We start from the raw sequence: 25,845 nt of genomic DNA, 5'->3' as shown, positions 1-25,845 counted from the left end.
CCGTATCGGGAAAGTGAAGCCGGAGATTGCGGATCCCTGCATTTTCGCCGACCAATCCCCGACCGGGTCGAGTCTTGCGCGCAATCGCACAAGCAACGCCGAGGGAGCGCACCACCGTGCAGGCCACCACCGCCGTCCCCCATCCCGCGACCGACCCGAGCCGCCGGGACCGCGTCCTGCGGGCGGCCGTCCGGGCCGGGCTCATCGGGCCCGACCATCCCACCGCGGGTTTCCTCGACGTCGACGGCCTGCTCACCACGGTCGCCGATCTCAAGGCCGCCTTCGGCGACGCCCCGGTCCTGCACGCCTTCGCCGCCAAGTCGACCCCGCTCGTTCCGGTCCTGCGGCTCCTGGCCGAGGCCGGGCTCGGCTGTGAGGTCGCCAGCCCCGGCGAACTCGCCCTGGCCGTCGCCGCGGGATTCGCCCCCGACCGGATCGTGCTGGACTCGCCCGTCAAGACCCGCGCGGAACTGGCCCGCGCCCTCGCCCTCGGCGTCGCGATCAACGCCGACAACCTCGCCGAACTGGCCCGCGTCGACGCGCTGCTGACCGCCGTCCCGTCGGCCTCGGTGCTCGGCCTGCGCCTCAACCCGCAGGTCGGCGCGGGCACGATCGCCGCGATGAGCACGGCGTCGCGGACGTCCAAGTTCGGCGTCCCGATGACCGACCCCGGCGCCCGCCAGGCCGTCATCGACGCCTTCGACGCCTACCCGTGGCTCACCCGGCTGCACGTCCACGTCGGCTCCCAGGGCTGCCCGCCCGAGCTGATCACCGCGGGCGTCGGCGCGGCCTACGACCTGGCCGAGGAGATCAACGCCCGCGCCGGGACCCGCCGCGTCACCGGCCTCGACATCGGCGGCGGCCTGCCCGTCGACTTCGACGGCGACACGATGTCCCCGTCGCACGCCGACTACGTCTCCTGGCTGCGCGAAGCCGTCCCAGGGCTGTTCGACGGGCGCTACGAGCTCGTCACGGAGTTCGGCAGGTCCGTCACCGCGAAGAACGGCTTCACCGCCGCCGTCGTGGAGTACGTCAAGGACGTCGGGGGACGCCGGATCGCCCTCACCCACGCGGGCGCCCACCTCGCGACCCGCACCGTCTTCATGCCCGACTCGTGGCCGCTGCGGGTCGCGGCCTACACCGCGGAAGGGCTTCCCAAGGGCACCGCGGAGCTGCCCCACGACGTCGCCGGGCCCTGCTGTTTCGCCGGTGACGTCGTCGCCAGGGACCGGCCGCTGCCAGAGCTCGCACCGGGGGACCTGATCACCCTGCTGGACACCGGCGGCTACGCCTTCACCGCCCACTGGTCCTACAACAACGTCACCCGGCCCGCCGTCCACGGGTTCACCACCGCGGGCGGCGAGGTCCGGTTCACCACGATCCGCGCCGAACAGACGACCGCCGAGATCCTCGCCGAATCCGGTGCCGACCTTGCCGACGACCTGCTCGCCCTGGAGGCCGCCCCGTGGCGCTGACCCTCGCCCCTCCCCCCACCGTCCGCGGCAGGGTCCAGCTCGGCGTGTCCGCCGTGCTGCTCGCGGTGTCCTTCGCCGCGGGCCTGACGGCCGAGGCGCCCACCGCCTGGGGGCTGCTGCCCATCGGCGTGTACGCCGCGCTGGCCATCGGCGGCCTGAACCTGGTCGGGGCGACCTTCGTCGCGCTCCTCAGCGGGCTCCTCCTCGCCCGGCCCGCGCCCGTCGACGCCGCCACCACGCTGCTCGGCGCGTTCGGCGACTCGGTGTTCTTCATCGGCGTCCTGTGCGCGCTGGGGTCGGCGCTCGGCGAGATCCTGCGCCGCACCGGCGGGGCCGCCCTGCTCGTCCGGCGGGTCCTGCGGATGTTCCCGGCCGACGGCCGGTCGGCGATCGCGCTGGGCGTCATGACGTCCGCGCTGGTCCTGGTCTTCGCGCTCGGCACGCTCGCCGGAGCGCTGGCCGTCATCGCGCCCCTCGTCGTGCCGGTGGCCGCGCGCGCCGGGCTCACCCGCTCCACCACCGCCACCGCGCTGCTCCTCGGCGCGGGCGCCGGCCTGGCCACCGCGCCGTTCTCCCCCGCGAACATCGCGATCTTCGACGCGACCGGCATCTCCTACCCGCTGTTCCTCCTGGTGTGCGGGCTGCCGCTGGCGCTCCTGTCGTACCTGGTCGCCTTCCTCGTCCTGCCCCGGATCCAGCGCGCGAGCGCCCGCGACGACGGCGACCGCTACGCCGAGGCCGACGGGACCGGGGAGGCCGAAGGGGAGGCCCTGCCCGCCACCGCGGGGCGCGCGGCCGTCGCGTTCGCCGCGGCACTGGCCGTCGCCGTCCTGGCCGCCTCCATCACCCGGGCGGGGGCGCTGTTCCCGATCGTCGCGCTGCCGGTCATGACGATCGTCACCGCGCTCGCGGCCCGCATGCCCGCGCGTGAGGCCCTGGCGGGGTTCTGGGACGGCTTCCGGCGCGTGCTGGCGATCGTCGCGCTGTTCTGGATGCTGGCCGTCCTGTTCGACCTCGTCACCGTCCTGGACCCGTACGCGATCCTGATGGACGACCTGAGCGGCTCCCTCGCCGGACTGTCCGCGTATGCCTTCGCCCTGGCCGTCGCGCTCCTCGGCTGGGTCGCCGTGCCCGGCGCGACCGCCGCCCAGATCGTGCTCATCCACCAGATCTTCGGCCCGCTGGGCGACGCCGTCGGGCTGTCGGCCCCGGCCTGGGCGGTGGTCTACCTGTGGGGGTCGAAGGCCGACACCTACGGGCCGTTCCCGAACCCGAACATGGTCGTCGCGCTCGGCGTCGCCCAGGGGATTCGCCTGCGCACCCTGCTGCTCGTCGGCTGGGCCGTCCTCGTCCCCGGAGCCGTGATGTACGCGGCGATCCTCACCCTGCTGACCTGAACCACGGAAAGAACCCCATGCGCTTCGATCTTCTCGTCCGCGGCGGCACCGTCATCGACGGCACCGGCGGGCCCGCCCGCCGCGCCGACGTCGGCGTCGACGGTGACACCATCGCCTTCGTCGGCGAGGCCACCGCCGACGCCACCGCCGGCCGCGAACTCGACGCCCGCGGCCGGGTCGTCACGCCGGGCTTCATCGACCTGCACTCGCACGCCGACTTCACCCTCGAGGTGTTCCCGGCCGCGCCAGGCGCGCTGCACCAGGGCGTCACCACGCTCGTCACCGGGAACTGCGGCCAGTCGCCGTTCCCGTCCGGGCACCGCACCGGCACCGACACCGTGCCGACCGGGGTCGGGTATCCGGACTTCGCCGCCTACGCCGCGCACCTCGAACGCGCCGAGCCCGCCGTCAACCTCGCGGCCCTCGTCGGGCACGGGTCGCTGCGCGCGACCGTCATCGGGTCGGCGCAGCGCGCGGCCACGGGCGCGGAGATCGACGCGATGCGCACGCTCCTCGCCGAAGCCGCCCGGCAGGGCGTGTTCGGGCTGTCCACCGGGCTCATCTACGCGCCCGGCTCCTACGCCGACGCCGACGAGATCGTCGCCCTCGCGAAGGTCGCCCGTGAGCACGGCCTGCTGTACGCCACCCACATGCGCGACGAGGGGGACGGGCTCCTCGACTCCATCACCGAGGCGCTCGACACGGCCCGGCGCAGCGGCGTCCGCCTCCAGATCTCCCACCTCAAGGCCGTCGGACCCGCCAACCACGGCAAGGTCGGCGACGCCCTGGAGCTGATCGAGCGGGCGCGCGCCGAAGGTGTCGACGTCGCGACCGACGTCTACCCCTACACGGCCTCCTCCACCCGGCTCACCGCCCGCCTGCCCACCTGGGCGATGGACGGCGGGCCGGACGCCCTCCTGGAACGCCTGGCCGACCCCGCGGCGCGGGCGCGGATCGCCGACGACGTGCGCGCCCGCTTCGGCCGCACCCTCCTGCCCGACGGCATCGTCATCGCCGCGCTCCCAGAAGGCCCCTACCGGGACCGTACGGGCGAGTCCATCGCGCGGATCGCGGCGGACGAGGGCGTCGACCCCGCCGAGGCGATGCTCCGCGTCCTGGAGTCCCACCGGGCCCTGGTGTTCATCGTGGACCACTCGATGCACGAGGACGACGTCGAACTGGCCCTCGCCCACCCGGGCAGCGCGGTCGCGAGCGACGGCTGGGACCTCGACACCTCCGCGGGCGGCCACCCCCACCCGCGCCACTACGGCACCTTCGCCCGGGCCCTCTCCTACTACACCCGCGAACTCGCCGCCTTCGGCCTCCCCGACGCGATCCGCAAGATGACCTCCCTGCCCGCCGACCGCCTCGGCCTCACCGACCGCGGCCGCCTCACCGAAGGCCGAGCCGCCGACCTCGTCGTCTTCGACCCCGCCACCGTCACCGACAACGCCACCTACGCCGCCCCCCTCGCCTACGCCTCCGGCATCGACCACGTCCTCGTCAACGGCCGCCCCGCCCTCCTGGACGGCACCCCCACCGGCCTCCGCCCCGGCCGAGTCCTCCGCCACCCCTGACCACCCTGCCCCCGGGCCGTGGACCCGCGGGTCCGGCACTCGCAGGCGGCCCTCCACTCGGGTCGGTGCGACGGCGATGACGGCTCGGGCGGGCACCCGGGCCTCCGCCCCGGCACCTACGACGTCCCCTTGGCCGTATGCCCCCGCGCGGTGGGCGGGGCCGCCCGGCCCGCCCACAGCACCCCGCGCGCCGACACCGCGTCCACGACAAGGCCGCCGACCAGCGCGCCGAGCCCGATCGACAGGTTGAACACCGACACCCACAGCGCCGAGGCCGCCTCGACGGCCCGCGGCGCGACCCTGATCATCCAGGTCTGCAGGCCCACCGACACCCCGCCGTAGGCCAGACCCCAGACCAGCAGCAGGACGATCCCGCCGACCGGACTCCGGCCCAGCAGCCTCTACCGAACCTTCACCGACAAGCACACGCTCTTCCTGCGCGCCCTCGACCACTACCGGGCCACGGAGTCCGCCCAGGCCCGCGCCCTCCTCGACCGCATCGACGATCCCGTCCGCGACACCCTGCGCGACCGGCTGCTCTGGCTCGTCACCTACCCGGTCCCCGCCGGCGACGGCTCCGACGCTTCCGCCGACGCCCGCGTACCCCGCACCGTTCCAAGCGAAGAAGAGGACGTCGCCCCGCCCGGCCCACGACGCTTTCGTCCTGATCTCCAAGACGCCCTCACCATCATCGGCCGCGTTAGCACAGACCACGACACCGATCCCATCAACCTGCTTGGCGCGAACCTGAACGGCGCGGACCTACACGACGCAGAGCTACGCGGCGCAGACCTGAGCAACGCGGATCTACATGCGGCAGAGCTGCGCGGCACGAACTTGCGCGGAACGGACCTGAGCGGGGTTGCCGTGACCGTGGAGCAGGTCCAGGAGCGTGGTGCCATCACTGACGAGGGGACCCGGTTCAGCCCGCCGGCGAAGGGCTCTGAGGAGTCCTCGCCGTGATCACATGATGCCGGTACTACCCGGTGTGGTGGATCACCGCCGGCTCACCCGCCGGCCTGGAGTCCGGGCTCGCCGATCTTGCCGCCGAGCTCCAGCCCGATGCCTCCCCGGCACCGAGGCTCAAGCAGGGACGAAGCCGTTTCATAGGCCGTCTCATCCATGTGGGGCGACGACGCGGACCTATGAAACACCGAGCTCTCAGCGATCAGTGTCGTTGCCGATGATCTGGTGGAGCAGGCTGATCGTTCCCGCGGCGGCGGCGCCCGCAGTCAGGAGTGCTTCGGGCAGCGCGCCGCCTGCCCAGACGGCCAGCGCGCCGGCCGTGCCGCCGACGATAAGCGCCAAGCCGAGGATCAACGCGGCACGGACGGTGAGCAACGGTTCGGCAGGGCGGCGGGGCATCGTCTTCTCCATGGGGCAGATGGGCCGGTCCGGGGATGTCCCGGCCGGGTTACCTCCAGGAAGCCACTTCGGTTGAGGTTGCGCCCCGCTGCAACCGAGAGAACCGTTGCGCCACGTACCGCAACGGTTTCCCGGCGACATGGCCGCCGAACGCTGTACGGGCCCCGATGATGGCCACATGGGAGATACCCCCACGCAGGAGCAAGTGGATCGGATCATCAAGTTCCTCGCCAAGCGTCAAGAGGAAGCGGAGCACGCGAGGCTCGCGGAAGAGGAGCGTCGCAAGCGCGGGAAGCAGGACGGCGCCTTTGCCGAACTGGAAGGGCGAGGGCGTGCGGAGGTGCAGAACCGGCCCGAGGTGAAGACGTGGTCGGCCGCCCTGAGGGAACTGTTCGACTCGACCGGCATCTCCCCGGGCCTGTTCTGCCTGACCAAGGGCGTGGACAAGGGCAGCTTGTCCCGGTACTTGAACGGCAAGCGGGTCCCCAAGACCCAGCGGCTGCTGGACGATCTGTTCGCGCTTCGCGACGCGGCGGGCACCCCCGTCCCCAAAGCCGTGCGTGAACAGCTCCTTCAACTTCACCGTGATGCACTAGGTGCTGCCCATCCACACGAATACCGGGTCCTGAAAGTCCGGGAGGAACTCGCGGAGGCCGCGGACCAGCTCCGCGCCACCCGCCAGCACGCTCAGCACCTCCAGGAACAGCTCGACGGCCTCAACGCGCGTCTTGACGAGCACCATGGCCGCTTGGCCTTGCTCTCAGCCGAGAACGACAGGATCCGCGCCGAACAGGACGACTACACGGCCGGCCTCCAGACCGAGATCGAAGAGCTCACCAGGCAGCTCACCCAAGCCCGGCGCGAGCGCGACGAGGCGCGGGCCCGCTGCGACGAACTCACCGAGCACCTCCAAGCGCTCGACCCTGAAGACGACGATCCCGAGAACACCGGCGATCCGAACCATCCCACGGGCAAGCCGGAGCACGCCGAGCTACTCGCCCGGATCGAAAACCTCGAAAAACTGCTCGACAAAGCTCTTTACCAGCGCGACGAAGCATTCCGAACGCTCAATCATTACCTTTCTCCCCGAGAAACGGGTCACGTCCCATCTAATGAAACACACTCATGAAACAATGGGTGCGTGAGCATCCCCGACTTCCGTCTCGTTGAGGCCCACGACTGCTCCATGTCCATCTGCGCGGCCCCGGCAGGGCCACTGTGCAGAACCGGCGAGGGCAAGGTCGCCGTCCAGTACTACACCGCCCGGTTCCGGCTCGTGCCGTCGCTCGCCAAGGTCCTCACCATCGTCCCGCCCGAGCGGCGCCCGGGATCGGTGCGGGAGGGGCTGCCGCGCCCCGCGGCCGCCGACGCCGCGCCGTCGGGGAAGGCGAGGATCGGCTACGCACGCGCGAGCACGGCTCGCCGGTCCTACGACGCCCAGCTCGACTCCCTGGCCGCTGCCGGGGTGAGCAGGGTGTTCGCCGAGAAGGTGTCCACCCGCCAGGCCCACCGGCCCGAGCTCGACAAGGCCATCGCCTTTGGGATGGACATGCGCAAGACGGTCCTGGAGGTCACCCTCGTCGCCCACGAGCACAAGCGCCTCGGCCGCGGCAAGACCGTCGGCGGCGGCGCCGTCACCGACCCCGACATGCTCGCCATGGCCCTCCTACACCGCACCCACGGCCTGTCACTGCGCGAGTCCGCCGCCAAGCTCGTCATCACCACCGGCGCCAAGTCGGGCAAGCACCCCTTCGCCCCACCGTCATGCGGATGCTCCGCGACCACGACCGCGACCACGACGACGACGCCCTCCAGGCCGGCAAGGAGCTGTGAGACACCGTGCAGGGGTGCCGGGGTGCAGCTGGTTGCGGCCTGGATGTGTGTCACGATTAGCACACTCGGCCCTGCCGGAAAGATGTTTTATGGGCTGACAGCGTTCGGTCTCTACCAGGGGTTCGGCGCTGACGGCGGTTGGGGATGAGGCTCTCGGAGGTCGAAGCCCGGGAGTCCCCCCAACCGCCCGTTCCTTCTCGTTGAGCGCATGCGTAGCGTTCCGTCTCCTGTATTCCACCAATACCTTTGTTGGACGCTGTCCAATGCCGGTGCCTCTGGATTTCACGACGATCGTCTCTTAGTGCCGTGCTCAATCTCGCTTCGTGGCGAGGGGTACCGGGGCTTCGACAGCTTCACTTCCCGGCATCCCAGGGCTTCGCGGGCGCGAGAGCGTCCGAACCCCTGGTAGATCCGGAAGGAATTCCCCCACCGATGCCCAACGCTGCTGGGCCCGACCCTGCTGTGGTCATGGCCGGCGCGCTCGTCACGCTCGCGTTCTTCATGCTGGTCGCCTTCATCGCCCGCGAGTACAAGCACCACCCCGGCAAAGCCGTGGCCGTGCTCACCGCCGTCGCGACCGTCCTCATCGCTTTCCCCGCGATTCTCTACGCCCTCTACGGGTAAGCCGTGGCCATCGAAACCATCCGCTCGGTCTTTTGGAGCTCGCTCGAGGAGCCAGCCCGGCACACCCTCGTGCAGACAGGCCGGATACGGTCGTTCGCCGTTGAGGACGTTCTGGTGCGGCAGGGCTCACAAAGCGACCACGTACCGGTCATCCGATCCGGATGGACCAAGTCCAGCGCGGTCGACGAGCGAGGCCGTGAACTCGTCGTGGCCGTTTTCGGGCCGGGCGACATCGTCGGCGAGGTCAGCCTCATCACTGAGGCCGCCGAGCCCACCACGGTGACCGCACTGCACCCCGTCTCCGCCTTGGCGGTTCCCCGGCCCCGGTTCGAAGCCGTCCTCGAAGAACACACGGCCATCTGGAGAGCGCTGTACCGAGCCGTCCACGGCCGGCTCAGCGGGATCGAGGGCCGCATCATGGGCCTCCATGGAGACAGCGGACGCATCAGACTCGGTCGCCTCCTCCTGACCCTGGCAGCAGAATCCGGCGTCGCGGACGAGGGCGGCGGAATCCGGATTCCTCCCCTGAGCCAGGCCGAACTCGCCGCATGCATCGACTCCTCCCGCGAGACCGTCGCCCGCGCCCTACGTGACTATCGCGTCCGCGGATACATCAAAACCCGTTCGCGCCACACGACCGTCCTCGACGCTGAAGGCCTTGAGGACCACATCAAGAAGATCGAGTGGTAGCCAGACCGAGTGGAGCGGAGGCGGGTCGGCCACCGCCAGGGCCTCGCGTCCTCACCGACGCGGGGTTTGAGCAGCAATGGAACGGCCGGCCATGATAAGGAGCCCGGTGGGTGCCTCTTATCGTGGCTGGCCGTTCTGACGCGGTGGCCGGGGCCGGGGTCAGCCGGATGAGGTTCGTGGCGCTGGCGCGGCTGCCTGCGGACGACGAACTCCCAGGTTCGGGGTGGCAGACCAGGTCGGCCCAGGCGAAGCGGCGGGTGCGGACCAGGCCCGCAGCCTCCGAACGTGGCCCCGGCCGCCAGGTAGCTGTGGGTGACGGGGGTGACTGTGTGTGGTTCGCAGAAGGTTCCTCAGGGTGACCTGGCGGTCGTTCGGCTTCCTCGGTTGCTCTGGCCCTTGGGTTCGGAGGGTCAACGCGGGGATTCGTGCGGTTCTCAGCCGCTGGGGTGAGGGGTCTGCTGCTGTCTGACCTGGGCAAGGCATGCGCCGTGGACGATCTTTGTCAACTCCTCTGGAGTGCGGCAGTGGTCGCAGGTCCATTCGTAGTCGAGGCCGTTGGCGGCGCCCAGCGGTTGATCGAGGTAGTCCCTAGCGGGGTGTGCGTTCTCGATGAGCTCGGCGACCTTGAAGATCAACTCTCGGGCGCTGATCTTGTCGGCCAGGTGAAGCCGTGCCAGATCCCGATAGACGATCGTGACGGCATCGGAGATCTCATGTGGGACCGCAGTCCGGGTGTCGGCGAGTGCGGCAGGCAGGAGGTCTCTGACTTCATGAGGATCGGACCCATCCATCCCGGCCAAGATCGCGAGGGCTTCCCCGTCCATCCCGTCGGCGATCCAATGAGCGGCCCAGAACGGCACTCGCTCCGTCGCGAGATCTCCGATCTTGAACCAAGCGGCGACGAGAACCGGGGGTGGTATTTGGTCGCCGGGGCCGTAGTGCGGGATTCTCATCCCTCCATCATGACGGTGTTGACCAAGAGATTATTTGTCGGCGCGACCCCGCCGTGCGGCTGGCGGGAGACGGTGCTCGCGGGCCGGTCAGGCTTCGGGGAGGCGGGCGATGCGGACGACGGCGAGGGCGATGCGGGCCGCGGTGGTGTCGGGGGCCGCGACCGGCTGGACGATGTGGCTGACGGTGAGGCGGACGGCGGCCTCTACGGCCATCTCCCGGTCGGCCGCGGCGACCTGCGGCCAGGCGTCGGCGGAATAGGCGTCGAGCATCGCGGTCGCGGAGTCGATGAGCGGCTCGGAGCGGGTGGTCAGGTGCGCCAGCAGAGCCTCGTCGCCGCCGCGTGCGCTGGTGAGGATCGCCTTGAGCAGCGGGTTGTCCGCGGCGGCGACGAGCGTGTAGGCGACGGCGGCGGTGAAGGCGGCGCGGGCGTCGGCGCGGTGCGCGTCGAGGTTCTCCGCGACGCCCTCCAGGAACCGTTCTACCTCGCGCATGACGAGGGCCTGGCCGATGGCGTCCTTGGCGCCGAACTCGGTGTAGACGGTCTGCCGACTGACGCCCGCGGTGGTGGCGATGTGCGACATCCGCAGCCTGTCCCAGCCGTTGCCGGTTACCAGCGCATAGGCGGCGTCGAGCAGCCGGTCCTTGAGCAGTGACCGCACCGACGCCCTGTACTCCGTCACATCACCACCCTAGTGGGCATTGACACTTGATGGGCAAAGTGTCTAACTTCTGGACAGATCTATTAGAAAATGTCCAGTGGAGGTCCGATGGGCTGGGTGGATCCGAAGAAGTACCTGTGGCTGCTCGGGCTGTTCGTCCCGTCGTTCCCGTTCCTCGCCTGGGGGCTCGCCGAGGCGACCGGGTCCGGCTTCTTCTGGTGGTCCGGGCCGGTCTTCCTGTTCGGCCTGTTCCCGGTGCTCGACCAGCTCATCGGCAAGGACGCCGCCAACCCGCCGGACAGCGCCATCGCCGCGCTGGAGGAGCAGCGGTACTACCGCTGGTGCACCTACCTGTACCTGCCGCTCCAGTACGCCGGGCTGATCGCGGGGTGCTGGCTGTGGGCGCACGGCGGCCTGTCGGTGGCCGACAAGCTGGGCCTGGCCCTCACCCTCGGCGCGGTGGGCGGCATCGGCATCAACACGGCGCACGAACTCGGCCACAAGACGGAGGCGCACGAGCGCCGGCTGGCGAAGGTCGCGCTCGCCCAGACCGCGTACGGGCACTTCTTCATCGAGCACAACCGCGGCCACCACCGCCGCGTCGCGACCCCCGAGGACCCGGCCAGCGCGCGGCTCGGCGAGACCTTCTGGCACTTCTTCCCGCGCAGCGTGTGGGGCTCCCTGAGGTCCGGCTGGCATCTGGAGAAGGCCCGCCTCGCCCGCACGGGCAAGGGCCCGTGGCGGGCGTCCAACGAGGTGCTGAACGCCTGGGCGCTGACGTTCGCGCTGTTCGGCGCGCTGCTCGCCGGGTTCGGCCCGGAGATCCTGCCCTACCTGCTGATCCAGGCGGTGTTCGGATTCTCGCTGCTCGAAGTCGTCAACTACCTGGAGCACTACGGGCTGCTGCGGCAGCGCACCGCGTCCGGCCGGTACGAGCGCTGCGCTCCGCGCCACTCGTGGAACAGCAACAACGTCGCCTCCAACCTGCTGCTCTACCACCTCCAGCGGCACAGCGACCACCACGCCAACCCCACCCGCCGCTACCAGGCCCTGCGCCACTTCGACGAGGCGCCCGAGCTCCCGTCCGGCTACGCCACGATGATCGTCCTGGCCTACCTGCCCCCGCTGTGGCGGCACGTCATGGACGAGCGGGTCCTCGCCCACTATGACGGCGACCTCACCCGCACTAACCTCCACCCCTCCGCCCGCGCCCGCTACGGCGCGGCCGGGTGAGGCGCGCCCGCCCGTGCCCGGCTCCCGGTCCGATCAACGCGGGGGCGGCATGACCAGGGTGTAGGCGGCGACCGGGTAGGCGGCGGCGAAGGTGAGGAAGAAGTTGTTGAGGCCCATCGCCGCCGCGACACCGAAGTGGAACACCAGGCCCGCGACGAGGAAGGCCAGCGTCAACTCGCGGATCCCGAGGAGGGTGACGGGGAAGGAGACCTCCATCAGCATGACGCCCCACCCCAGCGCGAGGGTCGCGACACCATGGCGGCTCACGAGGCGGCCGAGCGCCGGGGTGCCGTAGCGGTCGGTCGTCAGGATGCCGCGAAGGGCCCGCCCCGACCTCCAGTCCGCTCCCGCCAGTTTGGCGGCGCCGGCGATGAAGAAGGAGAGGACGAGCTGCCCGGTGATCAGCCACTGCCCCGCGCCGCGGACCGCGCCTGCCGGGCCCGCGGCCAGGGCCGTGCCCACGGAGACGATGATGAGCATCTGATCGGCGCCGTCGGCGCCGTAGCCGCAGCGCAGCAGGAAGAAGGCGAGCAGGCAGGCGTTGGCGGCGAGGAGCACGGCCACGGCGCCGGTCGGCAGGACGGGTGCGGCGGCGAGCCCGAGCGCCGCCGCGACACGCAGGAGAATGCAGAGGCGGACCAGGGCGTACGACCCCGCGACGCGCATCGGCGCACCGCCCGGCCCGGCCCACTGGAGGCCGACGATGGCCGCCGACATGATCCCGTGGTCGGCGAAGGCCGCGCGGTTCCACCAGTCCTCGAGCGCGCGGATCAGGCCGGCCGAGCCCACGAGGACCGCGGAGGCGCAGAGCGCGAACTGAAAGGTCATCTCCCCGCGCTGGAATCCTCGGCCTCGAGGACGTGGAAGCCGGAGACGAAGACCACGGCCATCCTCTGCTCGTGCCGATTGTGCCGGACCAGCGCGAATTGCCGGGCCTCGACGCCGGGGCCGATACCGAATCCGGCGACGTGGTTCAGCAGAAGCAGGTACGGGACGTTCAACGACAGATCCTGCGGCCGGGTGCCGGGCCCGGCTGATCTGGCCGCCGCGATCAGACCGTTCGACGCGTCGGACACGGCCTTGAAAGAACGGGCGTCCGGATTGAACAACGGGCGGAGAACCGAGGGACGACGGGACCCCGGATTCGTGTCACGCCAGACGGACAGCCCGCCGTTCCCTATTCGGTCACGGAAAAGCAGGCTGACGTCGCTGTGCACCGGATCCGGTGCGAAGAACGACCAGCGGGGGATCAGCGCCAGCAGCCGGCGGAGAACGAAGACCCGCAGGAGAAGGCTCTCACCATGGGGCAGGTTGGCGATGACCGTCAGAAGGATCCAGGCGCCCACTCCGGCGACGGCGGCCGGGCCGGCCAGGTCACCGGCCCGCACGGCGGAGTCTGCTCTGCGTCATGAGGTCCAGGCGCGCCCGCACGAGTTCGCGGACCGACGCCTCGGGCGAGATGAGCTCGCCCTCGATGAGCTCCTGGAGCGCGTCGAGGTTCTCCGGCCCGCAGGTCCTGGTCTGGACCGCGTGCTTGGCCTCGCGCTCGACGATGCGCGCGATCTCCTCCATGGTCTTGGTCTCGGACGCCGTGATCGTGCCCAGGTTCACCTCGGCCAGTTCCGCCGGCAGGCGCTCCAGCATCGCCTGCTCGAGCTCGGTCAGCACCGGCCTGCGGCGGTACGCCTGGTAGGCCAGCTCCTGCTCGGCCAGCTCCTCGGTGCCGTACTCGACGACGGAGAAGGCGTCGTCGTCCAGCGCCCCTCCGGTCCACGACAGGACGACGGACCCGAGGAGCTCCCCTTCGGGAAGGACGCGGTTCCCGGCGATGGTCCGGCCCGCATAACGCACGTCGAAGACCGTGCCGGCCGCGTGGACGCTCGACCGCGCGGCGTCGTCCGATTCCGGCAGGGCGCCACGGGCCTCGTCGGCCCTGACGCGCACCGCGGCGAGCCCGGCGCCGTCGTTCAGGGCGAGCGCCGCGCCGAGTTCGGCGAGCACCTGCGGGTCGCGGGCGAAGAACACGGTGATCGTGCCGGGGGGAGGCGTCAGGTCGGCGTCGGATTCGACCACGTCCTCGGCGACGTCCGCGATCGCCAGCGGTCCCGGTCGCAGGAACCGCTCGAACAGCGAGTCCCGCAACTGCTCTTGGTTCAGGGGTTCGGTCATCGTCGGTCTCCGTGCGGGGAATGACATGCGACGCTGATACGTCCCACAGGATGCATCCGGAGATTCGCACCGTCAATGCCCCGACGAAATGGGCATCGGCGGAAAGTTGTTTCCTTGCGGGCCGGATGTGTCAAAGCGTACTTTGGAGCCATGCCAGAAGAGAATCCTGATTCGGTCGTCTCCAAAATACTGCGCAGTGCCGTCCAGAAGGCGATCGCCTCCGGCGGCAGTCCCGAGGCCATCCGCGATGCGCTCGGGCTGGGCGACGCCACCAATATCCTGCACGTCCAGAACAACACCCTGCGGGTTGAAATAAACTCCCCGGGGGGAATTGCGGCTTTTGTTCAGGAGAGCGGGCCCACCTGGGTCCAGTACATCGACCACCGTCCGCACACCGAGTGGGAGGACGTGATCGAGCCCGTCGAATTCGATCCGGCAATTCCCGTCGACATCGAGATCCCGGGCCGCCAGGGCTGAACGTGAGCCCGTCTTTGGCCGCGCGCGCCGACTGGTCGACGACCTGGGTGGTGAAGACCTCCAAGTTCTGCAACCTTCGCTGCGCCTACTGCTACGAATGGGACGACCTGGCCGACCGCGCCCGGATGTCCCGGAGTACCTTCCTCCGGCTGCTCGACGCCGTCGCGAGCCAGCACGAACTGGTCCGCGACTCGGGCCGGACCCCGCGAACCTCGGTCGTCCTCCACGGCGGCGAACCCCTGTCCCTTCCCCTCGCCGAGCTGGAGTGGCTCTGCGCGAGCTTCACCGACCGGTTCGGAGGTTCGGACGAGTACCGGCTCGGCCTCCAGACCAACCTGTTCCGGCTCTCCGACGCGCACCTCACGCTGCTGCGCCGGCACCGGATCAGCGTGGGCGTCTCGTTCGACGCGGTGCCGGGCGTCCGGGTCTCGGCGGGCGGCCGGGAGACCGAGGACCGCGTGGTCGCCAACATGGCCCGCCTCGCCGAGGCCCGCGTCCCCTTCGGGATGATCACCGTGCTGGCCGCGCACACCGCCCCGCACGTGGCCGCGCTGTACGCGTGGGTCAAGCGGCAGGGCCTCGCCTGGCGGATACTCCCGCTGTTCGACGGGCCCGCCACCCGCGATTCCGCGGCCTTCGACCTCGACCGCGCCGCCCTCGTCTCGGCGCTGTGCGCGGCCTTCGACCTCTGGTTCGACGACGGCGCGGTGCATCCCGTGGACCCGTTCACCGAACTGCTCTCGGTCGCCGTCAGGCATCTCGCGGGTTTCCGGCCCCGCCTCTACGACCGGGCGCGGGACGGCGACGGCGTCTTCGTCGTCGATCTCGACGGCGGCCTCTACCGCGTCGTCGACGGCTACGATGCCGGTCTGGCACTCGGTGGCGTCGCCCTCCAGTCGCTGCCCGAGATCCTGGCGTCCCCCGCCTACCGGCGCTCCCTCGACCGCGACGGCGAGGCGCGCGCACTGCACTGCGCCGGCTGCGAGTTCGCGGGCCCCTGCTCGGGCTGGCCGGTCTTCGAAGCCCGCCATCGCCCCGAGCCCGACACCCGCTGCTTCACCGCCCACCCTCTCCTCACCCACATTCAGCGCAGACTCGTCTCGGCCGGCTACGACACCGCCCGTCTGCTGCAGATGACCGACACCCTCATCGGCGTCCCCTGACCGGCGGCGCCCGTGCCGGGATCGCGCGGGCGCCGGCCGGGGCGGCGGGTCAGCGGCGGCGGGTGCCGGTGAAGTGGCCGAGAAGGCCGAGGACCAGGAGCAGGGCGACGGTGCCCAGGGTGAAGGACTCGAAGGTCAGGCGGGAGACGCCCCAGCTGTCGGCGAAGTCGTAGGACTCGCCGAAGAGGGATTCCAGGGTGCCGGGGAAGAGGGCGACCCAGCTGCCCAGGGCGATCCAGGCGAGGACGACGGCGCAGCAGGCGGTCATGGCGGGGGCGCGGTACGGGCGGGGCGTGTCGGGATGGGTGCGGCGGAGCCGGGCGGCGGCCGGGATGATCACCAGGTAGGACATGAGAAGGGTGGTGATCGCGACGGTCAGGACGACGCCGAAGACCGAGGCGCTGGTGCCGTCGACGAGCTGCATGGCCGCGAGGAGGAAGACGGTCGCGGTGACGCCGGACAGGATGTTGACCCGGACCGGCGTGCCCAGGCGCGGGTGGAACGCGCCGAGCCTCCGGCTGAAGAAGCCCCCGTCGGCGGCGGCCATGGCCTGCATCCGGTCGGAGACGATCATCCAGGCGCTGCCCTGGTTGAGCAGGGCGAACACGAACACGACCGCGGTGACGGTGAGGAGCCCGTCGGCGGCCCCTCCGTACAGGGAGAAGACCGTCTGCACCGCGTCGAAGAAGCCGCCGAGCCCGGTGACCTCCTCGGCGGGGGTGACCGCGATGATGGCGAAGACGGGCAGCAGGTAGCACAGGACGGCGATGCCGGCGGACCTGCCGACGGCGCCCGGGACGTCGCGCTGCGGGTCGCGCATCTCCTCGCCCGCGCCGTTGGGCGCCTCGAAGCCGACGTAGGCGAACAGCAGGATGGGCACGACCGCCAGGAACCCGCCGATCGTGGGCGTGAAGCGGGCGTCCTCGAGTCCGGCGAATCCGTGCTGCGCCCCGTAGGCCAGGGCGGTGCCGACGAAGACCACGACCACGGCGATCTTCGCGACCGCGCCCGCGATGGTGATCCACTTGCCGGTGCGGAGACTGACGATCGCGGTGAGGATGGTCAGCCAGACGAACCCGAGCTTGAAGACGTAGTCGGCGACGGTGCCGCTGCCGAGGTGGAAGACGAACCCGTCCCAGGTGTCGGCGGCCAGGAAGACCAGCGAGCCGCCGATCCACACGGGGTTGGTGACCCAGTAGAACAGGGTCGTGACGGACGCGGCGAGCTTGCCGAAGGCGAGCTTGACCCAGACGTAGGGGCCGCCCTCCTGCGGGAACGCCGAGCCGAGTTCGGCGAAGATCAGCGCGTAGGGGACGAGGAAGACCACGGCGAGGACGGCGGTCCACGTGAACGCCTCGCCCCCGTTGACGGAGATCACGCCGAGCGTGTCCAGGGAGATGACGGCGGCGACGGCCAGGGCGACGATGTCGAGCCGCCGCAGGGTCTTGGGCAGGCCGACGGCCTGCTCCGAAGCCTCTGATCTTGCCTGGTCCGGCCGGGTGCGGTCTTGAGGTGATGCGGTCATGGGGGTCTCCGATTCTTTGACCCGAGATTCAAACTACGGAGAATCACCCCTGTCAACAGTTGGTTGTTACAGACGCGTAAATCTGAACCTTTCATCGAAGAATCGGCCCTCTCGGGCCCGGGTCACAGGTCCGCGCACCCGGTGACGAGCCGGGCGTGCGCGAGGATGAGGCGCCGTGCCTCCTCCGGCCTGAGGCCGGCGTTGCGGCTGACGATGTGCAGGCCGTGGCCGTCCTCCAGGGCCACCATGTTCCGCGCGAGATCCCCGGCCGGTCCGACGAGGGTGAAGGCGCCTGTCGCGGCGCCGACCTCCAGGACCAGCGCGTACAGGCCGACCTCCCGCGCGAACAGGGACTCCATGAGGGTGGCGTGTCCCGGGCTGCGGTCGGCGCGGCGGTGCAGCTCGTACAGCAGCCCGTGCAGGGTGTCCTCCGGCCCGGCCGGCAGCCCGCTGTCGATCAGCGCCCGCAGGCGGCGCACCGGTTCGGCCGACTCCGCGTCGGTCGCCTTCTGCCGGGCCGTCAGGAAGTCCTCCACCGCGCCCCGGTGCACCTCGAGCACCAGGTCGTCGAGCTCGGGGTAGTAGTACAGGACCGACCCCGCCGACATGCCCGCCTCGGCCGCGATGTCCTTGATCCGCAGGCCCTCCAGCCCCCGCTCGGCGATCGCTCGCCCTGCCGCCGTCACCAGCGCCTCGCGCCGCGCCGTCTGGTTCTTCGGCCTGCCCGCTCTGCTCATCCCCGAATTCTCTGGCACCGTGCGCAGGCGGGGCAACGCGCCCCCCGCCCGGCCATCGGCGAGTCGCACTCCCTTCTTTGACTACTCGTTCAAGGAGGCTGCGGGTGCGGAGGACGTCGCGGCGATGGCCGGCGCTGTTCAGGGGGCGAACGCCACGGCGTTGTCCCGCGCCCAGGCGGCGAAGGTGAGGGCGGGGCGGCCCAGGAGGCGTGCGACGGTGTCGGTCGTGGGACCCGGGTCGCGGGCGTAGTCGGCCAGGGAGCCGAGCAGGCGGGCGGGGACCTCCTCGGGCAGCCCTTGGGCGAGCATGCCCTGGCGCACCTGCTCGGGCGGGAGTTCCTGGAAGGAGAGCCGCCGGCCGAGGGCGTCGCCGAGCAGCCGGACCTTCTCGTGCTGGTCGAGGGACACCGGGCCGGTCAGGGTGTGCACGGCGCCGGAGGCGAGGCGGCCCTGGAGGGCCGCGGCGGCGACCTCGGCGATGTCGGTCTCGTGAAGGGGGGAGGTGGCCGCCTCGCCGTAGGCGCCGCGCACGATGTCGCCCGCCTTGAGCTGGGGCGCCCAGGCCAGGGAGTTCGCGGCGAAGTCGGCGAGGCGCAGCACCGTCCAGTCCAGGCCGGACGCGGTGACCAGCTCCTCGGCGCGCCGGAACCCGTCGGCGAAGCGGGCTTCCCCCGCCGGGTGCGCCACGGTGGTCGCCGAGAGCAGCACGACGCGCCGCACGCCCTGCCCGGCGGCGATCTCGAGCAGGTCGCCGAGGCCGGGGCCGGTGGCGCGCGGGCTGATCTGCAGCGCCCGCGCGCCCTTCAGAGCCGCCTCGATCCATCGCGGCTCGAACAGGTCGCCGGTGGCGGCGGTGACGCCGTCGGGGAGCGGAGTTCCGCCGCGGGTGGCGGCCGTGACGGCCGCGCCCTCCCGCAGCAGGAGATCGATCGTGCGGCGCCCCACGACGCCGTTCGCACCGGTGATCAGGATCATCGTCGTTCCTTCGTCTCGGACCGTCGGTCAGTGGAGGGTGAGGGGGGTGGAGGAGGTCAGGCGGGAGAGCTTCTCGGGGTTGCGGACGTAGTAGAGGCCCGCGATGCGGCCCCCTTCGAGGCGCATCGCCATGACGCCGTCGACTTCGCCGTCCAGCAGGATCAGCAGTGCCGGGGCGCCGTTGATGACGGCGGGCTCGCAGGTGATCGAGGTCGCGAAGCCGACTGAGCCGATGAAGGCGAAGCGGGAGACCTTCGCGGCCCCGACGACGGGGCGCAGCGCCGCCCGCTTCACGCCGCCGCCGTCGCTGACCAGGACGACGTCGGGCGCGAGGACGTCGAGGAGGCGCTGCGGGTCCCGGGATTCGAGGGCCTGCTGGAACGAGGCGACGACCGCCCGGGTCTCGCGGGCCGACACCGTCATGCGGGGGCGGCGGGCGTCGACGTGCTTGCGGGCGCGGTGCGCGATCTGGCGGACCGCCGCCGGCGTCTTGCCGACCGCCTCCGCGATCTCGTCGTAGCCGACGTCGAAGACCTCGCGCAGCACGAACACCGCGCGCTCGACCGGCGCGAGGGTCTCCAGGACGAGCATCAGCGCCATCGACACGCTCTCGGCGAGTTCGACGTCCTCGGCCACGTCCGGGGTGGTGAGCAGCGGTTCGGGCAGCCACGGCCCCACATAGGCCTCCCTGCGGCGCTGCACCGACCGCAGCCGGTTGAGGGCCTGGCGCGTCGTCACCCGGACGAGATAGGCGCGCGGCTCCTCCACGTGCGCGAGGTCCACGTCGGCCCAGCGCAGCCAGGTCTCCTGCAGGACGTCCTCGGCGTCGGCGGCCGAGCCGAGCATCTCGTAGGCGACGGTGAACAGGAGGTTCCGATGGGCGACGAACGCCTCGGTCGCCGGGTCCGTTTCTTCTGCCATGTCTGGATCTTCCTCCGAGTGCCTTCCGTCCGCCTAGCGTGCGTGCTCGGCCACGGCGGGCGCCGCGTCGGGCAGGGTCGCCAGCAGCCGGTCGCGGTGGTCGCCGCCCGAGACGCGGTGCAGCTTGTACGAGCCGGGCTCGTGCGCCTCGCCCGCGAGGTGCTCGATGATGCCCTTGCAGATGAACTCCTTGAGCTTCGCGCCGGGCCGTCCGCCGATGTGGAACCCCACCGCGACGTCGTGCTTTCGGGCGAACTGGAAGATCCCGGCGCGGCGGCCGAGGCTGATGCACTGCCCGGCGAACACCTGGTTGAGGGTCTCGGGGGTCTCGCCCTCGATCCTGCTGAGGATCGTGTCGGCGGCGCGGGCGCCCAGGGGGATCGCGGCCTGGCAGCTCATCCGCAGCGGCAGGTCCGACGGCGCGGCCGAGTCTCCGGCCGCGACGATGCGCGGGTCGTCCAGGCTCGTCAGGGTCTCGTCGGTGCGCAGGCGGCCTTCGGCGTCGGTGCGCAGCCCGCTGCGCGCCGCGAGGTCGGGCACGGCGAACCCGGCGGTCCAGATGGTGACCTCGCTCGGCAGGGTGCGGCCGTCGGCGAGCCGTACGCTGTCGGCGGTCACGGCGACCGCCTTCGCGCCGGGCCCCTCCAGGACGCGCACGCCGAGCTTCGCCATCCGCCGGGCGACCGAGCGCCGCCCCCTCGCGTGCAGGTACGGACCGAGCACCTTGCCGCACACCAGGGTCACCGCGCGGCCCGTCTCGGCGAGTTCCGCGGCGGTCTCGATGCCGGTCGGCCCGCCTCCGACGACGGTCACCGCGGCCCCGGCGGGCGCGGCGTCGAGGGCCGCGCGGAGCCGCTCGGCCTCCTCCAGCCCGGCGATCGGGTGGGCGAACTCGGCGGCCCCGGGCACCGCGGGGGCGGCGGCGCGGCTGCCGACGGCGTAGACCAGGTGGTCGTAGCCGACCGTGCCGCCCGACGCCAGGTGGACGACGCGGTCCCCGGCGTCGATCCGGTCGACGGTCTCGACCATCAGCCGGACCCCTTCGGCCAGGACGTCGCGGAAACCGGCGATCGCGTCGTCGGTGCCGCCGGCCAGCTGGTGCAGCCGAATCCGCTCGACGAACACCGGCCGCGGGTTGATCATCGTCACGGTCACGCCCGCGTGCCGGGTCAGCCGGTTCGCCGCCATGACCCCGGCGTATCCGCCACCGACCACGACGACCTCGATGCGCTGGCTCATGATGTCTCCTTCGTTCTCGGGTGTTCGGGCACAGGACACCGCCCGCCCGCCCCCTGTGACAGGTTGTGAGCCAGATCACCTTCGCCCAGGCCGACGACGGCGTCATCAACGAATCAGATGACCGACTCCAACAACATCTGTTGGACAGAATGCAGGCCGTGGAACGAGGATCTGCGTGCGGGCCGCCGGATCGAGAACGGGGTGGCGGGCCGCACGGAGTGGAGGTCGAAAGGTGAGTCGGGAAGTCGAAGTCCTCGTCGTCGGGGCGGGACAGGCCGGTGTCGCGATGAGCGAGCACCTGTCAGAGCACGGGGTGCCGCACCTGGTGCTGGAGCGGAGCCGCATCGCCGAGCGCTGGCGCTCGGAGCGGTGGGACTCCCTCGTGGCGAACGGACCGGCCTGGCACGACCGTTTCCCCGGCATGGAGTTCCCCGGCCTCGACCCTTCGGGCTTCGCGTCCAAGGAGCAGGTCGCCGAGTACTTCGCCGCGTACGCGCAGAAGATCAACGCGCCGATCGAGTGCGGCGTCGAGGTGACCTCGGTGCGCAGGAACGAGGGCAGGCCCGGCTTCCGGGTGGAGACCTCGCACGGCCCGATCGAGGCGCGCTTCGTCGTCGCCGCCACCGGACCGTTCCAGAAGCCGGTGATCCCGCCGATCGTCCCCGACGGCGCGGTGCCCCACCAGATCCACTCCAGCTCCTACCGCAACCCGGACCGACTGCCCGAGGGCGCGGTCCTCGTGGTCGGCTCCGGCTCGTCCGGCGTGCAGATCGCCGAGGAGATCCAGCGGTCCGGCCGGCAGGTCTACCTCTCCGTCGGCCCGCACGACCGGCCCCCGCGCAGCTACCGCGGGCGCGACTTCTGCTGGTGGCTCGGCGTGCTCGGCATGTGGGACGCCGAGACCCCGCCGCAGGGCGCGGAACACGTCACCATCGCGGTGAGCGGGGCGCGCGGCGGGCACACCGTCGACTTCCGCGACCTGGCCTCCCTCGGCGTCCACCTGGTGGGCCGGACCGACTCCTTCGCCGACGGCGTCGTCGGCTTCGCGCAGGACCTCGCCCGCAACGTCGCGAACGGCGACGCCAACCTCATGGCCCTGCTCGACGAGGCCGACGCCTACGTCACCCGCAACGGCCTCGACCTCCCCGAGGAGCCCGAGGCCCGCGTGCTCGGGCCGGACCCGGAGTGCGTGACCGACCCGCTCCGCGAGCTCGACCTCGCCGCCGCCGGAGTCACCACGATCATCTGGGCGACCGGCTTCGCCACCGACTACGGCTGGGTCCAGGTCGACGCGTTCGACGAGAACGGCAGGCCGAAGCACCGGCGCGGCGTCTCCACCGAGCCGGGCGTCTACTTCCTCGGACTGCCGTGGCTGTCCCGCCGCGGTTCGAGCTTCATCTGGGGCGTCTGGCACGACGCCAGGCACGTCGCCGACCACATCGGGATCCAGCGCGGATACCGAGCCCACGACGAGAGCGCGGGCGCGGCCCGCCCGGCCGAGACCCTGCTGGAGGCAGCACAGTGAACGACCCCATCGTGGCCGGCGGACACACCCGGATCCGCCCGTTCAACACCCGCGACACCTACCCCGAGCAGAACCTCGACAACGACCTGTGCCAGGCCGTCGTCGCCGGGAACACCGTGTACGTGCGGGGCCAGATCGGGCAGGACCTCGACACCAGCGAGTCGGTCGGCGTCGGCGACGTGCGGGCCCAGACGGAGCGGGCGATGGCCAACATCGACATGCTCCTGCGCGAGGCGGGCGCCCGGATGGAGCACCTGGTCAAGCTGACGATCTACCTCGTGGACCCGCGCTACCGCGAGACCGTCTACCGGACGATCGGCCGCTGGACCAAGGGCGTCCACCCGATCTCCACCGGCCTCGTGGTGTCCGCGCTCGCCCGGCCGGAATGGCTCGTCGAGATCGACGCCATCGCGGTGATCCCGGAGGACGCGCGGTGACGTTCTCCGTACTGGCCACCGATGGCGACGGCGCCGTCGGCATGGCCGTCACCTCCTCCAGCCCGGCCGTCGCGGCACGCTGCGTCCACCTGCGGGCCGGGGTCGGCGGCGCCGCCTCGCAGAACGTGACCGACCCGCGCCTCGGCACCGAGATCCTCGACGCGCTGGAGAACGGCCTCGGCGCGCAGGAGGCCCTGGACGAGGTCGTCCGGCGGCACCGCCTGACCGAGCACCGCCAGCTCACCGTCCTCGGCCTGAACGGAGAGGCCGCGGCGTTCTCCGGTGCCAAGGCGCTCGGCGTGCACCACCACCGGACGGGCTCCGGCGTGGTCGCCGCGGGCAACATGCTCGCCGGGACCGGGGTGATCGACGCGGTCGTCACCGCCTTCGAGGGATCCTCCGGCGAGCTGGAGGACAGGCTCCTGGCCGCCCTCACCGCCGGCCTGGCGGCCGGGGGAGAGGCGGGCCCGATCCACTCGGCCGGTCTCGCGGTCGTCCGCGAGGTCGCGTGGCGGGAGACCGACCTGCGCGTCGACTGGAGCGAGGACCCGATCGGGGACCTGCGCGAGCTGCTCAAGGTGTGGCTGCCCCAGCGCGACGACTACGTGACGCGCGGCCTGAACCCGGAAGCCGCCCCGTCCTACGGCGTCCCCGGAGACGAGTGATGATCGACGCCAAGGGCCACGCCGCCCGGACCGTCACGGCGGACGCCGGTCGGCTGATCGAGCTGTCCGAGCTGCTGCACGCCAACCCCGAGACGGCGTGGGAGGAGCACAGGTCGGCGGCCTGGGTCGCCGACGCGCTCGCCGAAGCGGGCTTCGCCGTCACCCCCGCCTACCTCGGGCTGGACACCGCGTTCCTCGCGACGTACGGCAGCGGCCCCTTCCGGCTCGGCCTGTGCGCCGAATACGACGCCCTGCCCGGCCTCGGGCACGCCTGCGGCCACAACCTGATCTCCGCGATCACGGTCGGCGCGGCCCGCGCCCTCGCTCCGCTGGCCGACGCCGCCGGACTGACGATCGAGGTCTACGGGACGCCCGCGGAAGAGGGCGGCGGCGGCAAGATCGAACTGCTGGAGCGCGGCGCGTTCGCCGGGCTCGACCTGGCGATGATGGCGCACCCCGCCCCCGTCGACGTGGCCGAGGCCGAGCCGTTCGCGGTGTCGCACTCCCACGTCACCTACCGGGGCAAGGCGGCGCACGCGGCCGCCTACCCCGAGCAGGGCGTCAACGCCGCCGACGCGTTCACCGTCGCCCAGGTCGCGCTCGGCCTGCTGCGCCAGCAGCTCCCGCACTCGGTGCGCGTCCACGGCATCATGACGCGGGGCGGCGAGGCCCCGAACGCGATCCCGGCCCGCACCGAGGGCCGCTGGTACGTCCGCGCCGAGAGCCTCGACCAGCTCGCCGCGACCGAGGAGCGGGTGTGGCGGTGCTTCCAGGCGGGGGCGCTGGCCACCGGCTGCGAGCTCGACATCGCCCCGGAGAGCAAGCCCTACGCGGAGTTCCGCACCGACGCCCGGGCGCTGCGCGCCTACATCGGCAACGCCGAGAGCCTGGGCCGCGTCTTCGACCGCGACTCGCCGGCCCGCCGGATGAACCGGGCCTCGACCGACATGGGGAACGTCTCCCAGCTGGTCCCCGCGATCCACCCGTATGTGGGCATCGCCTCGCTCCCCGCCCTGAACCACCAGCCGGAGTTCGCCGCCCACTGCGTCGGCGGAGACGCCGAGAAGGCCGTCCTGGACGCCGCGACGGCCCTGGCCTGGACGGCCCTGGACGTCGCCGCGGACTCCGCCCCGTGACCGGAGCGGCCCCGGAACGCCGACCGTGGCCGCCCCCGACCACCGCCCATGATCGTCAAAGGCGCCGATCATGGGCGGCCGCGTGCCGAGCATCGCCTTCGAGCGGGCAGGATTGGCAGCGTGAAAGCTCCTTCGTTCACTCTGGTGCAGCTGCGCTACTTCGCCGCGGCGGCCGAGCTGGGCAGCATGACGGCCGCGGCGCGCGAGCTCGTCGTCTCCCAGTCCGCCGTCTCGACCGCCGTCGCGCAGCTGGAGAAGGAGCTCGGCGTCCAGCTGCTGCTGCGCCACCACGCCCGCGGCCTGGCGCTGACGCCCGCAGGACGGGCCTTCTACGCCAAGCTCCGGGAGTTTCTCGCGCACAGCCAGGAACTCGCGGACACCGCGGCGAACGCGGGCCGGGAGCTGGTCGGCACCCTCGTCGTGGGCTGTTTCGACACCCTCGCCCCGTTCTGGCTGCCGCATCTCGTCACCAGGTACGCCGAGCACCACCCCGAGGTGAGCGTCGAGGTGCTCGAGGCCGAGCATGCCGTCCTCAAGCAGAGCCTCCGCTCCGGGCAGTGCGAGATCGCCCTGATGTACTCCTATGACCTTGATGAGGACTTCCAGGCCGTCCGGGTGGGATCGGCGCCCCCGTACGTGCTGCTGCCGCCCGGCCACCTTCTGGCGAACCGGACCGGGATCCATCTCGCCGAGCTGGCCGATGATCCCGTCGTGATGCTGGATCTGCCCCATACCTCCGGCTATTTCCACTCGCTCTTCCGGGAGGTCGGCGTCGAGCCCCGGGTACGGCACCGCACCGCGGGCTACGAGACGGTGCGCTCGATGGTCGCGGCGGGCCTCGGGTACGCGGTCCTGAACCAGCGCCCGGCCCATGACCACACCTACGGGGGCGGGACCGTGGTGGCCGTGGCCCTGGCCGATGATCTTCCGGCCCTCGACGTCGTCGCCGTGCGGATGCGCCAGGCCAGGCCGACGCGCAAGGCCGAGGCCTTCGGGCAGGTCTGCCGGGAGGTGGGCGAGCTGCTTTCCGGGAGGTCCTTGCGAGAATCAGATGCAGGTCATCGCTAAC

28 protein-coding genes are annotated in these 25,845 nt (G+C 71.5%); 16 read left to right on the top strand and 12 right to left on the bottom strand.

Annotated elements, in window-relative coordinates:
* Window positions 1–116 precede the first annotated feature (116 nt).
* Genes EDD29_RS22300 through EDD29_RS22290 form a run of 3 tightly spaced genes read left to right on the top strand, consistent with a single transcriptional unit; the run spans window position 117 to window position 4,449 of the window.
* The gene (locus EDD29_RS22300; protein WP_123666282.1) at window positions 117–1,475 is read left to right on the top strand and encodes a type III PLP-dependent enzyme domain-containing protein; all 1,359 of its coding nucleotides are present in this window, start codon (window positions 117–119) and stop codon (window positions 1,473–1,475) included.
* Window positions 1,466–2,872, top strand: a complete 1,407-nt coding sequence (locus EDD29_RS22295; protein WP_123666281.1) for a Na+/H+ antiporter NhaC family protein — start codon at window positions 1,466–1,468, stop codon at window positions 2,870–2,872. The genes EDD29_RS22300 and EDD29_RS22295 overlap by 10 nt, the downstream gene beginning before the upstream one ends.
* A gap of 17 nt (window positions 2,873–2,889) precedes the next feature.
* A complete protein-coding gene (locus EDD29_RS22290) occupies window positions 2,890–4,449 on the top strand; it encodes an N-acyl-D-amino-acid deacylase family protein (RefSeq protein ID WP_123666280.1) in 1,560 nt (519 codons plus the stop codon).
* Window positions 4,450–4,565: 116 nt separating this feature from the next.
* Here EDD29_RS22290 and EDD29_RS22285 read toward each other — a convergent pair whose 3' ends face one another.
* Complete coding sequence (locus EDD29_RS22285; protein WP_211359834.1) at window positions 4,566–4,781, bottom strand: MFS transporter; 216 nt, start codon at window positions 4,779–4,781, stop codon at window positions 4,566–4,568.
* A 37-nt stretch (window positions 4,782–4,818) separates the two neighbouring features.
* On the opposite strand from EDD29_RS22285, the gene EDD29_RS48005 reads away from it, so the two are divergent.
* Window positions 4,819–5,412, top strand: coding sequence for a pentapeptide repeat-containing protein (locus EDD29_RS48005; protein WP_211360327.1), 594 nt, complete (start codon window positions 4,819–4,821; stop codon window positions 5,410–5,412).
* Between the two features lie 198 nt (window positions 5,413–5,610).
* Here the strand turns inward: EDD29_RS48005 and EDD29_RS22270 are convergent, their stop codons facing one another.
* Complete coding sequence (locus EDD29_RS22270) at window positions 5,611–5,826, bottom strand: hypothetical protein (protein WP_211359833.1); 216 nt, start codon at window positions 5,824–5,826, stop codon at window positions 5,611–5,613.
* Between the two features lie 193 nt (window positions 5,827–6,019).
* Between EDD29_RS22270 and EDD29_RS22265 the strand changes: the two genes are divergently transcribed.
* The 4 genes from EDD29_RS22265 to EDD29_RS22255 all read left to right on the top strand — a co-directional run bounded on the left by EDD29_RS22265 (window position 6,020) and on the right by EDD29_RS22255 (window position 8,961).
* A complete protein-coding gene (locus EDD29_RS22265; protein ID WP_148086051.1) occupies window positions 6,020–6,943 on the top strand; it encodes a hypothetical protein in 924 nt (307 codons plus the stop codon).
* A 12-nt stretch (window positions 6,944–6,955) separates the two neighbouring features.
* The gene (locus tag EDD29_RS22260; protein ID WP_211359832.1) at window positions 6,956–7,795 is read left to right on the top strand and encodes a recombinase family protein; all 840 of its coding nucleotides are present in this window, start codon (window positions 6,956–6,958) and stop codon (window positions 7,793–7,795) included.
* A 284-nt stretch (window positions 7,796–8,079) separates the two neighbouring features.
* Window positions 8,080–8,271, top strand: coding sequence for a hypothetical protein (locus EDD29_RS44965; RefSeq protein ID WP_148086050.1), 192 nt, complete (start codon window positions 8,080–8,082; stop codon window positions 8,269–8,271).
* Between the two features lie 3 nt (window positions 8,272–8,274).
* Window positions 8,275–8,961: a Crp/Fnr family transcriptional regulator gene (locus EDD29_RS22255; protein WP_123666276.1), complete on the top strand. Its 687-nt coding sequence runs from the start codon at window positions 8,275–8,277 to the stop codon at window positions 8,959–8,961.
* 434 nt (window positions 8,962–9,395) lie between these two features.
* Here EDD29_RS22255 and EDD29_RS22250 read toward each other — a convergent pair whose 3' ends face one another.
* Together EDD29_RS22250 and EDD29_RS22245 are read right to left on the bottom strand one after the other, a co-directional pair.
* Window positions 9,396–9,914: a hypothetical protein gene (locus EDD29_RS22250; RefSeq protein WP_123666275.1), complete on the bottom strand. Its 519-nt coding sequence runs from the start codon at window positions 9,912–9,914 to the stop codon at window positions 9,396–9,398.
* Window positions 9,915–10,001: 87 nt separating this feature from the next.
* Window positions 10,002–10,595 (bottom strand): TetR/AcrR family transcriptional regulator, encoded by a 594-nt coding sequence (locus EDD29_RS22245; protein WP_123666274.1) that lies wholly within the window; start codon window positions 10,593–10,595, stop codon window positions 10,002–10,004.
* Window positions 10,596–10,682: 87 nt separating this feature from the next.
* Here EDD29_RS22245 and EDD29_RS22240 point away from each other — a divergent pair, with 87 nt between their 5' ends.
* A complete protein-coding gene (locus EDD29_RS22240) occupies window positions 10,683–11,807 on the top strand; it encodes an alkane 1-monooxygenase (RefSeq protein WP_123666273.1) in 1,125 nt (374 codons plus the stop codon).
* A gap of 33 nt (window positions 11,808–11,840) precedes the next feature.
* On the opposite strand, the gene EDD29_RS22235 is transcribed toward EDD29_RS22240, so the two are convergent.
* Genes EDD29_RS22235 through EDD29_RS22225 form a run of 3 tightly spaced genes read right to left on the bottom strand, consistent with a single transcriptional unit; the run spans window position 11,841 to window position 13,976 of the window.
* Window positions 11,841–12,635 carry a hypothetical protein gene (locus EDD29_RS22235; protein WP_123666272.1) on the bottom strand — a complete coding sequence of 265 codons (795 nt, stop codon included), beginning with the start codon at window positions 12,633–12,635 and terminating at the stop codon, window positions 11,841–11,843.
* The gene (locus EDD29_RS22230; RefSeq protein WP_123666271.1) at window positions 12,632–13,195 is read right to left on the bottom strand and encodes a hypothetical protein; all 564 of its coding nucleotides are present in this window, start codon (window positions 13,193–13,195) and stop codon (window positions 12,632–12,634) included. Before EDD29_RS22230 ends, EDD29_RS22235 begins: the two co-directional genes overlap by 4 nt.
* Entirely contained in the window at window positions 13,182–13,976 is a 795-nt protein-coding gene (locus EDD29_RS22225; RefSeq protein WP_123666270.1) for a hypothetical protein, read from the bottom strand. The genes EDD29_RS22230 and EDD29_RS22225 overlap by 14 nt, the downstream gene beginning before the upstream one ends.
* A gap of 150 nt (window positions 13,977–14,126) precedes the next feature.
* Between EDD29_RS22225 and EDD29_RS44960 the strand changes: the two genes are divergently transcribed.
* Together EDD29_RS44960 and EDD29_RS22220 are read left to right on the top strand one after the other, a co-directional pair.
* The gene (locus tag EDD29_RS44960; protein ID WP_148086049.1) at window positions 14,127–14,453 is read left to right on the top strand and encodes a hypothetical protein; all 327 of its coding nucleotides are present in this window, start codon (window positions 14,127–14,129) and stop codon (window positions 14,451–14,453) included.
* A 2-nt stretch (window positions 14,454–14,455) separates the two neighbouring features.
* Window positions 14,456–15,616, top strand: a complete 1,161-nt coding sequence (locus tag EDD29_RS22220; protein ID WP_170201509.1) for a radical SAM protein — start codon at window positions 14,456–14,458, stop codon at window positions 15,614–15,616.
* 49 nt (window positions 15,617–15,665) lie between these two features.
* On the opposite strand, the gene EDD29_RS22215 is transcribed toward EDD29_RS22220, so the two are convergent.
* The 5 genes from EDD29_RS22215 to EDD29_RS22195 form a co-directional block, all read right to left on the bottom strand.
* Entirely contained in the window at window positions 15,666–17,141 is a 1,476-nt protein-coding gene (locus EDD29_RS22215) for an APC family permease (RefSeq protein WP_123666268.1), read from the bottom strand.
* Between the two features lie 122 nt (window positions 17,142–17,263).
* Window positions 17,264–17,878: a TetR/AcrR family transcriptional regulator gene (locus tag EDD29_RS22210; RefSeq protein WP_123666267.1), complete on the bottom strand. Its 615-nt coding sequence runs from the start codon at window positions 17,876–17,878 to the stop codon at window positions 17,264–17,266.
* Between the two features lie 138 nt (window positions 17,879–18,016).
* The gene (locus EDD29_RS22205; protein ID WP_123666266.1) at window positions 18,017–18,853 is read right to left on the bottom strand and encodes an NAD(P)H-binding protein; all 837 of its coding nucleotides are present in this window, start codon (window positions 18,851–18,853) and stop codon (window positions 18,017–18,019) included.
* Between the two features lie 27 nt (window positions 18,854–18,880).
* Window positions 18,881–19,774, bottom strand: a complete 894-nt coding sequence (locus tag EDD29_RS22200) for an RNA polymerase sigma-70 factor (protein WP_123666265.1) — start codon at window positions 19,772–19,774, stop codon at window positions 18,881–18,883.
* Window positions 19,775–19,807: 33 nt separating this feature from the next.
* Window positions 19,808–21,013: an NAD(P)/FAD-dependent oxidoreductase gene (locus tag EDD29_RS22195; RefSeq protein WP_123666264.1), complete on the bottom strand. Its 1,206-nt coding sequence runs from the start codon at window positions 21,011–21,013 to the stop codon at window positions 19,808–19,810.
* A 232-nt stretch (window positions 21,014–21,245) separates the two neighbouring features.
* On the opposite strand from EDD29_RS22195, the gene EDD29_RS22190 reads away from it, so the two are divergent.
* The 5 genes from EDD29_RS22190 to EDD29_RS22170 all read left to right on the top strand — a co-directional run bounded on the left by EDD29_RS22190 (window position 21,246) and on the right by EDD29_RS22170 (window position 25,844).
* Entirely contained in the window at window positions 21,246–22,538 is a 1,293-nt protein-coding gene (locus EDD29_RS22190; RefSeq protein ID WP_123666263.1) for a flavin-containing monooxygenase, read from the top strand.
* The gene (locus tag EDD29_RS22185) at window positions 22,535–22,975 is read left to right on the top strand and encodes a RidA family protein (protein WP_246052926.1); all 441 of its coding nucleotides are present in this window, start codon (window positions 22,535–22,537) and stop codon (window positions 22,973–22,975) included. Before EDD29_RS22190 ends, EDD29_RS22185 begins: the two co-directional genes overlap by 4 nt.
* Window positions 22,972–23,640: a DUF1028 domain-containing protein gene (locus EDD29_RS22180; protein ID WP_123666262.1), complete on the top strand. Its 669-nt coding sequence runs from the start codon at window positions 22,972–22,974 to the stop codon at window positions 23,638–23,640. The genes EDD29_RS22185 and EDD29_RS22180 overlap by 4 nt, the downstream gene beginning before the upstream one ends.
* Window positions 23,640–24,776 (top strand): M20 family metallopeptidase, encoded by a 1,137-nt coding sequence (locus EDD29_RS22175; protein WP_123666261.1) that lies wholly within the window; start codon window positions 23,640–23,642, stop codon window positions 24,774–24,776. Before EDD29_RS22180 ends, EDD29_RS22175 begins: the two co-directional genes overlap by 1 nt.
* A gap of 120 nt (window positions 24,777–24,896) precedes the next feature.
* Window positions 24,897–25,844, top strand: a complete 948-nt coding sequence (locus EDD29_RS22170) for a LysR family transcriptional regulator (protein ID WP_123666260.1) — start codon at window positions 24,897–24,899, stop codon at window positions 25,842–25,844.
* Window position 25,845 lies beyond the last annotated feature (1 nt).

The sequence above is a fragment of the Actinocorallia herbida genome, assembly GCF_003751225.1.
Lineage (GTDB): Bacteria > Actinomycetota > Actinomycetes > Streptosporangiales > Streptosporangiaceae > Actinocorallia > Actinocorallia herbida.
Note: the sequence above shows the minus strand (reverse complement) of the source record. Positions and strands in the feature narration are given on the sequence as shown.